General features: G+C 50.3%; 11 protein-coding genes. 5 read left to right on the plus strand and 6 right to left on the minus strand.

Annotation, left to right across the window (positions count from 1 at the left end):
- The first annotated feature begins 32 nt into the window (after positions 1-32).
- From GBK04_RS18495 to GBK04_RS30780, 5 genes are all read left to right on the plus strand, one after another.
- On the plus strand, positions 33-1,478 hold the full coding sequence (locus tag GBK04_RS18495) for a CsgG/HfaB family protein (protein ID WP_152762198.1): 1,446 nt from the start codon (positions 33-35) through the stop codon (positions 1,476-1,478).
- A gap of 64 nt (positions 1,479-1,542) precedes the next feature.
- A complete protein-coding gene (locus GBK04_RS18500; protein ID WP_152762200.1) occupies positions 1,543-3,066 on the plus strand; it encodes a carboxypeptidase regulatory-like domain-containing protein in 1,524 nt (507 codons plus the stop codon).
- Between the two features lie 12 nt (positions 3,067-3,078).
- Positions 3,079-5,040, plus strand: coding sequence for an asparagine synthase-related protein (locus GBK04_RS18505; RefSeq protein ID WP_152762202.1), 1,962 nt, complete (start codon positions 3,079-3,081; stop codon positions 5,038-5,040).
- A gap of 127 nt (positions 5,041-5,167) precedes the next feature.
- Positions 5,168-6,124: a sterol desaturase family protein gene (locus GBK04_RS18510; protein ID WP_373331108.1), complete on the plus strand. Its 957-nt coding sequence runs from the start codon at positions 5,168-5,170 to the stop codon at positions 6,122-6,124.
- A gap of 5 nt (positions 6,125-6,129) precedes the next feature.
- On the plus strand, positions 6,130-6,456 hold the full coding sequence (locus tag GBK04_RS30780) for a hypothetical protein (RefSeq protein WP_373331109.1): 327 nt from the start codon (positions 6,130-6,132) through the stop codon (positions 6,454-6,456).
- Between the two features lie 52 nt (positions 6,457-6,508).
- On the opposite strand, the gene GBK04_RS18515 is transcribed toward GBK04_RS30780, so the two are convergent.
- The 6 genes from GBK04_RS18515 to GBK04_RS18540 form a co-directional block, all read right to left on the minus strand.
- Positions 6,509-7,477 carry a 1-phosphofructokinase family hexose kinase gene (locus GBK04_RS18515; RefSeq protein WP_152762204.1) on the minus strand — a complete coding sequence of 323 codons (969 nt, stop codon included), beginning with the start codon at positions 7,475-7,477 and terminating at the stop codon, positions 6,509-6,511.
- Between the two features lie 72 nt (positions 7,478-7,549).
- A complete protein-coding gene (locus tag GBK04_RS18520) occupies positions 7,550-8,917 on the minus strand; it encodes a glucoamylase family protein (protein ID WP_373331110.1) in 1,368 nt (455 codons plus the stop codon).
- A gap of 50 nt (positions 8,918-8,967) precedes the next feature.
- Positions 8,968-10,575: a glucoamylase family protein gene (locus GBK04_RS18525; RefSeq protein WP_152762206.1), complete on the minus strand. Its 1,608-nt coding sequence runs from the start codon at positions 10,573-10,575 to the stop codon at positions 8,968-8,970.
- 178 nt (positions 10,576-10,753) lie between these two features.
- Positions 10,754-11,590: a LamG domain-containing protein gene (locus tag GBK04_RS18530; protein ID WP_152762208.1), complete on the minus strand. Its 837-nt coding sequence runs from the start codon at positions 11,588-11,590 to the stop codon at positions 10,754-10,756.
- A gap of 18 nt (positions 11,591-11,608) precedes the next feature.
- Complete coding sequence (locus GBK04_RS18535) at positions 11,609-13,099, minus strand: RagB/SusD family nutrient uptake outer membrane protein (protein WP_152762210.1); 1,491 nt, start codon at positions 13,097-13,099, stop codon at positions 11,609-11,611.
- 131 nt (positions 13,100-13,230) lie between these two features.
- Positions 13,231-16,236, minus strand: coding sequence for a SusC/RagA family TonB-linked outer membrane protein (locus tag GBK04_RS18540; RefSeq protein ID WP_152762212.1), 3,006 nt, complete (start codon positions 16,234-16,236; stop codon positions 13,231-13,233).
- Positions 16,237-16,257: the final 21 nt, after the last annotated feature.

Genomic DNA, 16,257 nt, shown 5'->3' on the forward strand with positions numbered 1-16,257 from the left:
TCCTTTATCATCCATTCGTGTTTTATCAGAGTATGCAATTGAAAAAATACCTCCTCAAGCTATGCTTGATGGCCGTCGCCATTGTGCTGAACGGTTGTGCAGCCTATTTTCATCAGCCCACTAAACCCCGATCAGCCCGGTTGGGCGAAGAAACATCCATATCGGAAGAATTACGTTCGTTACCAGCGCCCAAAGAAGCGATTACGACCGCGGTTTATAAGTTTCGGGATCAGACTGGACAATATAAGCCTTCGGAAACTTCGAACTTTTCTACCGCAGTGACGCAGGGAGCAACAAATATCCTGCTCAAAGCCATGGAGGACAGTAAGTGGTTTGTCAATATCGAACGGGAGAACGTGAGTAACCTTCTGAACGAACGGAAGATAATCCGGTCGAGCGTAGCCCAGTACAGTAATAACAATACCAATGAACTTCTACCCCCACTGTTGTATGCCGGGATGATCCTGGAGGGAGGCATTATTTCTTATGATGCCAATATCATTACAGGAGGTGGGGGACTACGCTATTTCGGTGCGGGAGGGTCAACCGAATATCGGCAGGACCGGGTGACGGTGTACCTTCGAGCCATTGCGACCCGCTCGGGTAAAATCCTGAAAACGGTATACTCTTCCAAAACCATTCTTTCCCAATCGGTGAATGCCAGTTTGTACAGGGTAGTGCGCTTCAAGCGCATTCTTGAAGCTGAAACGGGCTTCACCACGACGGAACCCAACCAAATGGCGGTAACGGAAGCCATCGAAAAGGCAGTACAGGCACTGATATTGGAAGGAATTAAAGACGGTCTATGGGAGGCGGATGAAAAATTTGCCGAGCAAACTAAACAACAGTTGGCCGACTACGAAGAAGAAAAGCAACTCATGGCCAACACGGATGTGTACGGTAACAGCGATCATTTTGAACGCCCCCGAATTAGTGTATCCCCCTATGCATCCACGCTACGTTTGCGGGGTGACTATGAGGTACCCACCTGGAAACCGGGATATGGCCTGAATGTAACGGTGGGCTTAACACCCAAATGGGGCGTACAAGCCAATGGATTTGTCAGCTCGTTTTCTACTTCAACGGCTGACCGATCTTTCGTGATGGACCGGAACTGGCGCAATGCTGATTTATCCTTGGTATATCAAAGTTTACCCTTCGAGCGTTATTCTCCTTTCGGGAGTTTTGGGGGCGGAATCTCCCAGACAGCCAGTGGTTCGGGCTTTTCCAGTGATCTCAAAACTTTTTCCTATCTGAAAGGAGGAATTGGCATCGAAGCCCTGCTTACCAAGAATATCGGTTTACGGGCGATGGCTGACTACTACTGGATGACAAACGATATGGTGGATGGCATAGCCAACGGACGGCTCAATGATTCGTTCCTCAGGTTTTCGGCCGGCGTTTCCTTTTATATAGGTAAAGGTTCCAAAAAGCGCGCTATTGTAGCCACGGAGCCTGTCCCCGCCACCAACAATTAATCAGGCAATTCCCTCTATTCCAGATCTGAATATTATACAACATACATTAATCTACTCGCATACGATGAATTTCAAGGTAAGCCATGTGGCGTTGGTGCTGATTGCGGCACTGTGTATTGGGTTGGCATCTTGCACGGAGGATTTATTTGTCACCCCTAAGGTGTACGGGCGGATCACGGGTAAGATCGTTGATAATGCTACGAAAAAACCACTTAGTGATGTACTCATCAAGCTGAATCCTTCCGGCAGAAGCTTCCAGACCGACACGTCGGGCAACTTTGCTTTTGACAGCCTGGTGGTGGGGAAGTATACGATTAGTACTGAAAAGAAGGGGCTCTACAACGAGTATGTCACGGTAGAGGTGACAGAAGACCAAAATCCGGTGGTGACGATTTATATGTCCGAGGACCTGAAATCGAACCGTCCCCCCACCAAACCCACCAATCCTATTCCTGCCGTGGGAGGTGCGGTAGCGGGGATTAACAACGTGCTCCTGAGCTGGACCGCTTCCGACCCTGACCGGGATACTCTGACCTACGACGTGTATCTGTTTAAAAGCGGAGGCTCACCCACTACACCCTACATCACGAATTTTACGAATGATTCGCTGATTGTCAATAATCTGGAATACGATAAAACCTATTACTGGCAAGTAGTGGCAAAGGATGGGCGAGAATCTGTATTCAGTGAAGTATGGACGTTTACAACCCCTAAATTCCCTTCCCTATCCTACGTGTTTACGCGATCTACGGGCGGCAATTATCAGATATATGCCGCAAATGACGATAACACAATTGTGAAACTGACCTCGGAGGGAAGTAACTGGCGGCCCATAGTAAGTCCTAACCGTGAGCAGATCGCATTTATCTCCAATCGATCGACAAGCTTGCATATTTATGTGATCAATCTGGATGGAACAGGGCTGAGAAAGATAACCACGGTCCCTATCGCCGGTCTTATGGCACTGGATTTGTCATTCAGCTGGGCTAATAATGGGTCACGGATTATTTATCCGAGCAATAACAAACTATATTCGATTGCCACTGATGGTACGGGCCTGACCGAAATAGCACGTGCGGCAAATGGCAGACAGTATGCGGGTTGCAACTGGAATGACGCTACCAAAACGGTAGTAGCTCGTACTACCGGTGAAACAGTATACGACAATGAATTGGAGCTAATCTATTCGAGTGGTTTCAAAGAAACAATTCTTACCAGTTCCCGACGCGTTGGTAATCCGGTACTATCCATCGATGGGGGTGAAGTTCTTTTCTCCATGGACATTAATGAGTTCCGCAACGAGGCGGGGCGTCAAATCGATGCGAGAATCTTTGAGCTTTACCTGAATGACAAGTCGCTGCACGATCTGTCCGCTTCTGCCACAGGGGGTAGTAATGGCCTGCAAAAGCCAGCGGGTAGTAATGATCTGGATCCCCGTTATTCCCCTAACGGCCAAAACATAATCTTTACCAATGTCCTCAATGACGACGCATCGGTTCCTAGCTTATATGTTACTGAATTGAATAATGGGCGGGAGCGTAACAAAATTGTTACCAATGCCGAAATGGGCTACTGGCGTCAGCAATAATATTTCATAAAAATGAGCGGTATTGTAGGACTAATCCGGTGGGACGGTGAAAAACCGGCCCCCGGATTGATCCGGCAGATGGCCGAACGGATCGAACACCGCGGCCCCGATGGTTCAGAATTTCTTATTCAGGGAACTGCCGCATTGGGGTACCTGCATTTAAAAGTCACTCCCGAATCTTTTTACGAAGCCCAACCCCTGACCGACGATGCGGGCCTGGTGCTGGTGGCCGATGCCCGCATCGATAACCGGACCGAACTACTTTTAACTTTAGGGCTCGGGGCACCGTCTGAATATGATCCTATACCGGATAGTCGGCTGATTCTGGCCGCTTACCAAAAGTGGGGAGAAGCCTGCCTGGATTTTTTGATCGGGGATTTTGCTTTCGTTATTTGGGATTCTGCTACCCAACAAATCTTCTGTGGACGTGACCATTCAGGAGTGCGTCCATTTTATTACCATTACCTTCCTGGCCAGTACTTCGTTTTCGCTTCTGAAATCAAAGCATTATGGGCATTCGATGCGATTCCTAAGGAACTCGATGAAAGTCGCGTGGCCAATTACCTCTGCCATTGGGGACAGCATAACATCTACCAGCACAATACCTTCTTTAAGGAAATAAACAGTTTGCCGCCAGCCCATTGCCTGGTGGCCGATCAGCAGCAGCTCAGGGAGCGTATGTATTGGAAGGTAGATCCCAAAAGCTACCAATACCAGAGTGAAGAGGAATTTCTGGCGGCTTTTAAAGTTACTTTTCTGGAAGCTGTACGGTGCCGTATCAGAACGCCTTATGCGGTGAGTTCCTTCCTGAGTGGCGGGCTGGATTCTTCCTCAGTGGCGGCTGTGGCAGCCACCCTTCTCCAGCAGGAGGAATGTACCTTAGCCACGTATTACATGGATACCGAGCTGGCGGAAACCTCCGAAAAAGAATACGTACTTCCTTTTCTGGAAAGGTACCCTGTACGACATACTGATACCCTCGGTGAACAGGATTACTATGGGAATCTGGCCAAGATAGCCCGGATGACCGATATGCCGGAGATGTTTTCGCTGACATACAATAACTTCGACCCCCTCCTGAAGGATGTGAACCGAGCCGAAAGCCGGGTTTTGTTGACGGGTAGCGATGGAGATACTGTCGTAGGATATGGTACCGAGTACATTTATGAAGCTATTAAGGTGGGGAATTGGAAACTGGCTGCGGAACGCATAACGCAGGCCCACGACCCCCGTGATTACCAAAAAGTATTCGGCAGTAAAGAAGGAAAAACGGTGTACTACCGACGAATGATTGCCCTGCTGCTGGGAATATTACCGACGATGTTCGACCGGACAAAAGCGGGATGGGAGTTTTTCAAAGGCGCTGTTTTTCATCTGAAAATTCCACCACTTTTTCTGACGAAGGTATTTCTGGAAAAATTTTCACGTAAGGTAGGTACCCCCGAACCCTACTCAGTAGATCCTACCTTACCTGGCAAGTGCGTTCCTTTTATGAAAGAGGGTAAAGCTTTGCACCCAACCACTAATTTGCTGATCAACCGGGGCATGCTGTACCAGATGATGAGTGAGGTAAGTGAATATTATGACATCATCGGGGCGCATCATCAGGTACAGATCGTGCATCCTTTTTTTGACAAACGCCTCATTGAATTGTGCATGTTCATCCCATCGAAGCTTAAATTTTACGAAGGTTATGGCCGGGGACCTCTGCGCGAAGCAATGCGTGATTTTCTGCCACAGAAAATTCTGCGCCGGAAGGGCAAAATTGATTTTACGCCCTTCATGGATAAACAGCTGGCCGATCAGCAGCCCGAGCCAGATTCCGTGATTGAAGCTCACCGATCGTTGCTAGAAGGATTTGTTGTGGACAATCCGAATTCTGGTATACCTACTGCTCCAGCTCCGGCCAAATATTCCCGCCTGCACCATCGGATTTTGTATTTTCTCCACTGGCGCAAGGCCCAGGGAATTTAATCAAAGCTTGGCTTATTCCTGAAATTTCGGCAACTTTATATCCGAATAATGCTACCCTTATCCTCAATCAGGGTTGACCAAGTAAACCTAGTTGCCAGCTCTTCATCGTTCATCAGCCCTTGATTCAATGGAACAGTATGCTAAAATCCTGACGATCGCGATGCCCATCTTCCTGCTTACCGTGCTAGGGGAGAAATTGTACGGCTGGCTCCGGTTTCGGCATCACTTCAAGAACATGGACATGATTTCGAGTCTCAGTTCGGGCTTTACTAACAGCCTGAAAGATGCGCTGGGGTTGGGGATTTCCATCATTACCTACGCCTGGATGGTGGAGCATTGGGCTATGTTTGAAATAAAAAGCACCTTCTGGGTGTGGCTTATCGCTTTCATTGCGCTGGATTTTGCCGGGTACCTGGGACATCTGCTCAACCACAAAATCAATGTGCTCTGGAACCGTCACCTTATTCATCACAGTAGTGAAGAATTCAACCTGGCTTGCGCGCTGCGCCAAAGTATCTCCGGGATTGTCAATTTATTCACCATTTTTCTGATCCCCGCCGCCATCGTGGGGGTACCTGCGGTGGTCATTGCGGTGCTGGCTCCCATTCACTTGTTTGCGCAGTTCTGGTACCATACGGTGTATATTGGTCGGATGGGTTTCTGGGAAAAATTTCTGGTCACGCCCTCGCACCACCGCGTTCACCACGCCATCAATCCGATTTACCTCGACAAAAACCACGGTCAGATTCTCATCATTTGGGACAAACTGTTTGGTACCTTTCAGGAAGAACTGCCCGAGGTACCCCCGTGTACGGCATCACCCGCCCGGTCAGTACCTGGAATCCCATCAAAATCAACTGGGGGCATCTGTGGCTATTGTTGCAGGATGCTTGGCGTACCCATAACTGGTATGATAAGGCCCGGATTTGGTTCATGCCGACAGGTTGGCGACCCGCCGATGTGGTGGAGGGGTACCCTGTCAGAAAGATCGAGGATGTCTACGACTTTGAAAAATATGCCCCTGCTGCTTCGCCCTGGCTCATTGCCTGGACCTGGACGCAATTTGCCTTTACCTTCTTTTTGATATTCATGCTGTTCAGCAATCTGACGCAAATCGGAATTCCCAACGCCATATTCTGCGGAGGATTTATTTTTCTGGGCATTTACGCCTACACCGAACTCATGGACCGCAACCCCAACGCCTGGCTGTGGGAAACGGCAAAAAACGGGCTTGGGCTGGGAATATTATTCTATTTAGGTGACTGGTTCGGGGTACCTTCGGCGGGGAATTGGATGAGTTACGTCGTTGGTACCTATTTTGTTATCGCTACACTCGTAACTCTTGGCTTTACTATTCTGGATATAAAAAAGAAACCCGCTCCGGAACGGAAGCGGGTCATGGAGTATGCTCAATAAAATAAGCCGATAATCGGTGGGGAATTTTTATTTGATTAACTCCTGAATTTACTCACCGAATACTCGAGGCATACCGTACTTCGTAGCGATTGAGCCAGTCGAGTAGGCGGTTGACATCGGGCATGTGGAATAGTTCGCTGCCGGGATTCATCGTAGCGGCCGTGCCACAGGCTACTCCCATGCGCACTGCTTCGCGGATGGATTTGCCCTGCGATAAAGTCCAGACCATGCCCGCCACCATGCTGTCGCCTGCACCTACGGTACTTTTCTTGGATACGGGCGGGGCCGGAATGTGTTCCACGTAATCGGACGTAACGAGCATGGCGCCCATCGCGCCCATAGAAATCACCACGATTTCACAATTATCCCGGATAATCAGGGCACGGGCAGCTTCGTCGAGTTCGTCCATTTCCAAACGGTCGGCACCAATCAGTTCTTTCAACTCAGTGACGTTGGGTTTCAAGAGGTACACCCCCGCTTGCGAAGCCAGGCGAAGGGATTCGCCCGAGGTATCGGCGATGAATTTGGCCCCCTGCCGCTTGGCAAGGTTGGCAATTTGCCGGTAAAAATCGGTAGGTACCCCCGGCGGCAGACTACCACTGGCAATAATAAACGAAGGGGTAGGATCAATTTCTTCCAGAGTGTCGATGATGGCCTCAATTTCGGTGGGCATCAGTTCGGTACCTGGCATCCCGAATCGGTACTGCAGTCCAGTCGTGGTCTCAACGATGTTGAGGTTTTCTCGGGTCCATTCTTTAGTCTCCACCACCCGGATATTCACCTGTTCGGCTTTGACAAGCTTTTGCAGTCGCTGACCGGTGGGGCCGCCGGAAGTAAAAACTGCAATAGGCTCGCCGCCCAGCCGGTGTATCGCCTTAGCTACATTGATACCGCCGCCACCTGCTTCAAACTGGGGTTTTTCGCAACGAAGCTTGTTGTCAGGCACCAACCGTTCCACGGTAGTGCTCTTGTCCACTGCCGGATTCACAGTGAGCGTTACAATGGGTTTTTTAATAGCCATGAGGGTTAAATCAGAGTTGAGTTCAGAACCAAAAGTAGTGAAAAATGCTTTCTACTGCTTTTGTAATCTACCTTACTTTGTGCCCGGAGTTTGGAAGTCCAGTTTCTTAAGGCCCATTTGTACTTCCGGCACACTCATGAACAGATTCCAGAGCAGACCCGTCCGATAGTTCTCGATCATGACAATAATAGGTCCCTGGTCAATGGCCAGGTGCGATTTGGCGTACCAGTTCTGAGATTCGTTGAAAGCATCCACAAAGCCATATTCGCTCCAGATTTTATCGCCTAGATCGTCGTAAAAGTGCCGTACGGCCTTCATGGACTGTTGCGGGGTGTAGGGAAAAGAAGAAAGTGCGGCGGTAGGGGTGATGGTACCGAAATCGTTGGTGGGGGAGTGCGCATTGTAGCCATTATAGGTATCGCTGGCCGTCAGGCCCCAGCAATCTTCGCCGTAGCCCTTGAATTTTTTGGGATTATCCACGCAGTAGCGGTAGTTGATCAGCGAGTGGTTGACGTTTTGCTCCCAGTAATCGGCGTAACGGTCCTTCAACCCCTTTGGATTTAGCCCCACAAACGAATAATGAGCGAAAAATAACGGCCCGCCATAATCGAATCCCAGCGGTAAAATCAGGTCGTAAAATTCCTTTCCATTCTTAAAATGGTTGCTCATGGCCCAACCTTTGTGGTAGGGCGCGGCAGAAATCCCATAGCGAGGTGAGGAAGCTGCCAGCACGTAGGTGATCAAGGCTTCGTTATAGCCCCGCAGCTCGAAGTCCATGCTCCAGCCATTGTTGGGACTCCAATGCCAGTACAGCACATTCTGTCCGTCGCGCGTATGCCAATCCCATTCCACGTCGTTCCACAACCAGTTGATGCGGTTTCGGAGTTGTCGTTCCGTTTCAGTGTCGCCGTTGAAATACTGCCGGGCACAGAGCAATCCCTGAAACAGAAAGGACGTTTCGACCAGATCGCCCCCATCGTCTTTACGGCTGAACGGAATAGTCTTGCCCGTGGCACCGTTGAGCCAATGCGGAAAAACTCCGTGATAATGGTCGGCTTTGGCCAGGAATTTGACCATTTTTAACAGTCGCTCGGCTACCGAATCGCGGGGCTGCCATTTCCGCTCAGCAGCAACAATCATAGCCATGACCCCAAATCCGGTGCCTCCGGTGGTGACGACTTCATTTCCATAGTCGTAGGCCTCGTTGCTTCGTTCGCGCGCCATACCGCTCACTGGGTGGCCGAATTCCCAGAAATAGCGGAAAGTCTGTTTCTGTACTAATTCTAATAAGGCAGTATCGGATAGGTTTTTGGGACGGTCGGCGGGGTTAAAAGTAGGGGACGTAACAGATACGTTTTTTTTCTTTTGGGCCAGGCCAGGAATACAGGCCAGCATAAACAGGCCGAGGAATATAGGTAGAGTCAGAGCGGATCGTTTCATGGGCGGTTATATTATCCTGTCGGACACAGGCTGTGATTTTAGATAAGTTGTTACTGTAAACCCAACTTGCTGAGTCCCGATTTTACTTCGGGACAGCTCATTAACAAATCCCACACCAGGCCTGAGCGTTGGTTTTCAATCATGAGGATAATCGGTCCCTGATCGATGGCCAGGTAGGACGTAGCAAACCAAGGTTGATCGAGCGAAAAGGCGTCGTGAAAACCATATTCTCCCCAGATTTTATCGCCCAGGACATAGTAGTAGAATTTAAGCGCCTCCATGGATTCGTCGGGTGTATAGGGAAAAGACGCCAGAGCCGCGGTGGGCGCGATGACACCTCGATCGTTGGTAGGCGAACTGGCCGTATAGCCATCGGGGATATCGCTTGCGGTTAAGCCCCAGCAGCGTCCGCTATATCCGTAAAAATGCTTGGGGTTCTCTTTACAATAGCGGTAGTTAATGAGTGTATGATTACGATTTTGAGTGAAATAATCGGTGTAGCCATCTTTGAGTTGGCGGGGATTTAGGCCCAGAAACGAGTAGTGCGCCAGGAAAAGTGGCCCGCCGTAGTCGGGACCAAGCGGTAGCGTGATGCCCTGGTAGGTGTTGCCGTTGCGGAAGCCACCGTTTCGGGTCCAACCTTCGTCGTACACGACTTTGGGAATCGTGTGGGTAGGCGAGGCAGCCGCGAGGACGTAGGTAATCAGGCTCTCATTCCAGCCCGAAATTTTCTGATTTATTTCCCAGCCATAGTCCGGGCTCCAGTGCCAATACAGTACGTTTTGACCGTTTTGCCGGAACCAATCCCACTCCACTGCTTTCCAGAGGGCGTTTATGTCATCACGTAGTGCCTTTTCGGCGGGGTCATTTCCATTAAAATACTGCCGGGCCGCCAGCAGGCCCTGCATCAGGAAAGACGTTTCTACCAGGTCGGCCCCGTTATCCTTCGGACTAAAAGGTACTACCTCACCCGTAGAACCATGGAGCCAGTGCGGGAATGCTCCGTGGAAGCGCTGGGCTTTGGTACCTAGAAAATTCACAATTTTCTGGATTCTTTCCAGGCCCTGACTGCGGGTGATGAAATTCCGGTGCACGGCCACAGGTATTGCCATGATACCAAACCCGCTGCCCCCCGAGGTGACCACATCGCCGGAGGTGTTCCGCTCCCGCGCCAGGCCACTGACCGGATGGCCGAATTCCCAAAAGTAGCCGAAGGTTTTGCGCTGTACCAGCGTGAGCAGCGAATCATCGGAAATGGTGGGGAATTTGGCCGTGGAATCCAGTCCTGTACGTAACTTGACGGTAATAGGCACTTGAAAGGTACCCCCAGCTGTGGACTTCAGATCGGGCGAAATTAGTAACGTATAGCGTTCCAGAGCTACCAGGGGCGATTCTGGCTGGACGGTCAGATCGGTGGCGTTACTCTGGTACACAACTTTCAGCGGAATGCTGCTGCCCGAACTGTGGCTCAACTGAATTCCTTTAGGGACCGATGCGGGATCTATTTTGGCTGAGAAAGAAAGGTCGATTACCGGATTAAGATTGAAGTTGTCATAGTTAAAGCCCTGATTGGTGCCGTTGACTTTGAGGGAATTTAGGCTAAACACAGTGGGCTTGGGCGGCGTAGGATCTTCTTTTTTGCAGCCAGCAACCAACATGATGCAAGTAGCCCAACAGCCAATTTGCCAAAATGCGGCCTTTATCCGGTTAATATTCAAAATCGAAGTAAAGTTAACTGGTTTGAGAAGTACACGGAGAGTCCCGCTTTCCTCTATTTTCAGGAAAGGTACCCCCATTGGCTAGAAAAGAGGGGAGAGAAGGAATCCCTCCCTCCCCCTACTTTTTCTGCGTGTATAGTTCCTTAATCTCCGAATCGGAAAGAGCCTTGGTATAAATACGGAACTGATCCAGCCCGCCAGTGTAATGCAGCATCCAGCTGTCGGCGGGCGCTTTGATACCGATATGCTGCTGGAAACCACCAATGACAAACTTGGATGGGTTGTTGAATTTGAGAGCTCCCAGCGGTGCCCCGTCCTTTTTGCGCTCCGTAACAGTAGCATCCAGCGGAAGTTTGGTACCATCGCGGTACGCGGCAAACTTCGACGTAGCCGCATCGTATGTGAAAGCCACGTGAATCCACTTATTATAGGCGTCGGGCCAGCGGTTCAGGCCGTTGGCGTTGGTACCATTACCCGTAAATTCAATCCAGTTGCCCGCAAAATTGAATTTGACGAGCATGGAGTCATTTTTGGCGGGCCCATCGATGAGCATGAAAGTATTGCCCCAAAAATCGTCGGTATTGGGTAGCATGAACACGGCTTGGGCACCGCCGTCCCGGCTCTCGGCTTTCATCCAGAAAGCGATGGTGAAGCTCTCCATGGTAGCTACTTTACCCGCCGTGGCGTACTCGATTTGCCCAGTTGTAGAGCCTTTGTAAGCTTTGCCTTTTACCCCGTCGATATAGGAGATACCGGTCGCGGTGCCCCGGCTACCCCATACGCTGTCGGTAGGGGTACCTTCAAAAGCCCATAGCCGTTGTAGGGGGCCATTAAAGGCTGGATCGTCGTCAGAGACTAACACCAGCTCGGGCCGTACCATTTTCTGACAGGAAAAGACCGTTGCGATCATTCCGAGGAAGAAGAGCCCCTTTAGAATTGATTTGCTATTTTTCATAGGTATATTTTAGAAGATTTAATATTCAGGATTTTGGACCAACACGCCTTTCGATTTATCAATCTCAGGCTGCGGAATGGGAAGGTACCGGTTCCGGGACTGGTAACCGCTGGATTTTAGGGTCTCCTCGGCAATGCCCCAGCGTACCAGGTCAAAGAAACGCTCATTTTCCATCCCTAATTCCACACGCCGCTCATGACGGATCGCTTCCCGAAGTTCAGCCTGGTTTTTAGTGGTTATGGCAGGAAGTACGGCCGCATTACCGGCCCGGGCACGCGCACGTATCATTTCAAGCCAGCCCAGAGCATCCGTGGTGTTTTGCTCACCACCCAACTCATTGGCAGCTTCGGCCGCCCATAACAGCACATCGGCGTAGCGTATCACCCGAAGGTTGACCCATTCTCCGAAACGGCTACCCTTGGCAGCACGTAGGGTAGGATTGGTATACGTTTTTTTGTTCCAATATGGGCGAGGAACGCTGACCGTAGCGGGAGGTACCAGTTCGTTGTAGGGGGTATTTGCCTGGCCGGAGTACAGCAGTGTGGCGTCTTTCCGGGGGTCACCTTTTTCAAAAGCATCGGCTAATTCTTGCGTGGGCGTGTTCCAGCCCCAACCCAAATCCCAGGCTCCCGAACCGCGTACGCCCTGCATTTGGGAATACTGGATACCCAGACCCGTTTGCGAAATGTCGTAATAAGCCTGTACCTCAAAGATGGACTCTGCGTTATTTTCGCCTGTTTCCCTAAAAATGCCGCTATAATCGCTAACCAAACTGTACTTGCCCAGTCCAATGACCTGCTTGGCCGCCGCCAGGGCACTGGCCCAGTTACCTCGCCACATGTAGCTCTTAGCATGCAACGCCAGAGCAGCGCCTTTGGTGAGCCGTCCGATATACTGGGCGTCCCAGGAAACAGGTAGTGTAGCCGCCGCTTCCTGGAGGTCGGCATCAATCAACGTAAAAATGGCTGTTGTCGGCGATTTAGGAATGTTAGCTTGTCCAGCGTCGTTGATTTTGAAATCAATTTTAGGCACTTCCCCGTAGGTCCGCACGAGGTTGAAATAAGCATACGCCCGCATGAACTTGGCCTCGCCTTTGTTAATCAGCGTGGCTTCATCAGTAGCACCCACGGAGTCGATGTCAGCGATAACCGCGTTGGCGGCGTTGATCAGGGCGTAATGGTCGCTCCAATAGCTGTTCATCAGCCACTCATCTTTGACATACTGAAATTGATCGTATATTTTTTCCTGCGCCACTCCATCCGTCGTGGAACTACCTTTTACGGCGTCATCGGAGCGGAAGTTATGGATGGCCAGGTAGGGCATGGCCGATACCCCGAAACTGCGCATTTTGGCATATACGCCAAATACCTGGCTGTCGAACGAGCCGGCAGGTATATCCTTCTCGGTATAGCGTCCCAGCGGTTCGCGATCCAGGAAATCCTTGCAGCCCGACAGGATCAGCAGACCCATAACGGCCGTAACGACCAACGGTTTTTTGAAAAATTTCATGAGTTTATGTGTTTAATGTTTTTGAGTTTTTAGATAGGGTCAAAGCGACAGCGGCACAAAGTGGGTGTTTCTTTCGTCAAGGTATTTAGTCACTCAGTTGTTTTTATTTTATGCCTCTGCCGCTTCTCTCCTTAGAAATTTAGATTCAAACCAAACGTATAGATCGCGGGTAGGGGGTAGGTGCCGTTGTCCACGCCGAACGAAATAGCACTACCTCCTATTTCGGGTGTATAGCCTGTGCTGTTGGTAAAGGTGTGGAGGTTCTGGGCATTGACGAATAGCCTCAAGGACTTAATTTTGAGTCTTTCCAGCGCCTCTTTCTTAAAATTATACCCTAACTGCACGTTCCGAATGCGGAAGTAGCTGCCATCCTCGATCCAGTACGAAGAAATGAGATAGTTGTTGGAGCGGCCAGTGTTCAGGATCGGCTCCCAGTTGGAGGTACCCGGACCATTCCAACGGTCGAGGCGGGCAGTCTGGTAGTTGAACTGGGCAAAGGTACCCCGGTTCCATTGACGGAAAATCTCGTTGCCAAATACTCCCTGTCCACCAATTGCCAAATCGAAGCCCTTATACGTAGCCGAAAAGTTCAGGCCGTAGGTGAAGTCGGGCGTAGGGTTGCCAATGATGGTGCGGTCCGCTTCAGTGATGAACCCGTCGCCGTTGACGTCTTCATATTTGAGGTCGCCCGGGAATACTTCCCCGATGGAGCTAGCCGGAGATTTTACAAACTCCACGTCATTCTGGTACACACCAGCAACCTTGTACCCCCAGAAATAACCGATCGGATAGCCTTCGGTGGTACGGGAGGCACCGTTGATGATGTCGAAACCGGTGGTGGCCAGCTTCCTAACCTTATTATTCAAGGTGGTGAAGTTACCGCTAATTGTGTAGGAAAAGTCGCTCGTGACATCCTGGTTCCAGTTGGCCGATAGCTCGATACCCTGGTTGGAAACTTCACCCGTATTGGTCAGTCCGGGTACCGTACCCGCCGCACCCGGTATCAGGGCCAGCATATTTTTGGTCAACTTGTTGTAGTAATTAGCTTCCAGGAACAAGCGGTTATTCAGAGTATAGGCCTCGAAACCTGCCTCGAAAGCACGGTTGGTCTCCCAACGCAGGTTAGGGTCGTAGAGGTACTCATTCTGCAAGGCAGCCACGATATTCTCTCCGAATACCCCCGAGTTAGCCGCCGTAAGGGTAGGGTAGGCGGGATAGCGGTAGCGATCGTCGATGTTCTGGCTACCCAGGATACCCCACGAGCCTTTGATTTTCAGATAGTCGATCACACCTTGGTTTTTGAAGAAATCTTCCTCGCTCACTACCCAACCGGCACCGATGGCACCGAAATTCTGCCAGCGACCGCTGCCCGTAAATGCCGAACTCCCGTCCCGACGAAAAGAACCGTTCAACAGGTACTTGCCATCATAGTTGTACAGAACCCGTCCCAAATAGGAAAGGGTAGCCGATTCCCAGGCCGATCCCGATCCGCGTTTGGTCGAGGGATCGCCTACGTTATCTACATACCAGTATTGTGGATCATTCGGAATGGCAAAGCTCGTCCCCTGCTGCACACTGGATGAGGTACTCTCATAGCCACTGTAATAAGTCGTAACCCCGCCCAGCACTGTTAGATCATGCTTACCGAAAGTTTTGGCGTAGGTGAGCAGGTAATCCTGCTGGAGTTTAGGATAAATGTTCTGATACTGATTGACAGACGTCTGCCGTACCAGATTATCCCGTTTGTCTTCTCCAACAATTTCGGGATTATATACGGTGATCAAGGGCTGGTACGAGCGACCCGTGTTGAAACCGTAATCGGCATAGAGTGATGCTTTAAAATTGAAATCTTTCAAGAAATAAACCTGCCCATATATACTACCGACGGCCCGGTATTCGCGGTTGACGGCGGTACCTTTCTGCAATTCTACATCTACCAGAGGATTATACACCTGGGCGCGTTGAAAATCGGGTAAGGTATGGTACAAACCGCTCGCCTCGTCACGAATCGGCGCTATCGGCGCAGCCACAATGGCAGAGCCGACATTCTTATTCACAGGCAAATTGGCCTTGTACGCATTGAAGGTCACGCCAAATTTCAGGGCTTTCGACACCTGCAATTCATCATTGATATTGATAGTGATTTTCTGGTATTGCTCGTGCTTGATTATTCCTTCTTCGTTCACGTAGCCAAGACCCATATAGAACTTGTTTTTCTCAGTTGCGCCTGAAATGCTGATATTATCGTAGTTCAGGATGCCCTTCTGGAAAATCTGGTCCTGCCAGTCGGTATTGCCTGTCCAGTTGGCGTAGTTGTAGGGCGCGCTGCCTTGGTTAGTAAGCTGCTCGTTGTAGAGTTCTTTAAACTGATCGGCATTGGTGAGGCTAATACGCTTCTGCACCTGTTTGAAACCCACCGTACTGTTGAAATTCACGTTTAATTGTCCAGGCTTGGCTTTTTTCGTAGTTATAGCGATAGCACCGTTAGCACCTCGCACCCCGAAAATTGCCAGTGACGAAGGATCTTTAAGAACTTCAATAGACTCAATGTCCGCCGGATTGATGAAGTTAATGTTGTCATTGAGGATGCCATCCACGATATACACAGGCTTAGCGCCGTTGATGGAGTTGGTACCCCGGATGCGTACGTCGGGCGACTCACCAGGGCGGCCTGAATTCACAACCGATAGCCCGGCTACCCGTCCCTGCAAAGCCGCTACGGGGTTCACAACCGGCTTGTCAGCCACATCCTTTCCCTTGATGGTAACGATAGAACCCGTCAGGTCACGCTTACTGGCCGTACCATAGCCAATCACTACTACCTCGTTCAGGGCTTTAGCATCGTCTTCGAGCACGACCTCTATATTGGTTTGGGTACCTACGGTAACCTCCTTGGGTGCCATTCCGATCATGGAGAATACCAGTACTGAGGTAGGTGAGGGTACCTGGATGGTAAAATTACCCTCTATGTCGGTGGGCACGCCGGTCGTGGTCCCCTTTAGGAGCACGCTCGCGCCGGGCAAAGCACTCCCATCCGAAGCAGTTACCTTACCCGAAATGCTAATCTCTTGCGCCTGCGCGTAGCCGCAGGTACACATAAATAATAGCAGGTACGTAAATCGTACTATTTCTTTCATTGATGATGAAGATTAATGATG

It is taken from the genome of Salmonirosea aquatica (assembly GCF_009296315.1).
GTDB lineage: Bacteria > Bacteroidota > Bacteroidia > Cytophagales > Spirosomataceae > Salmonirosea > Salmonirosea aquatica.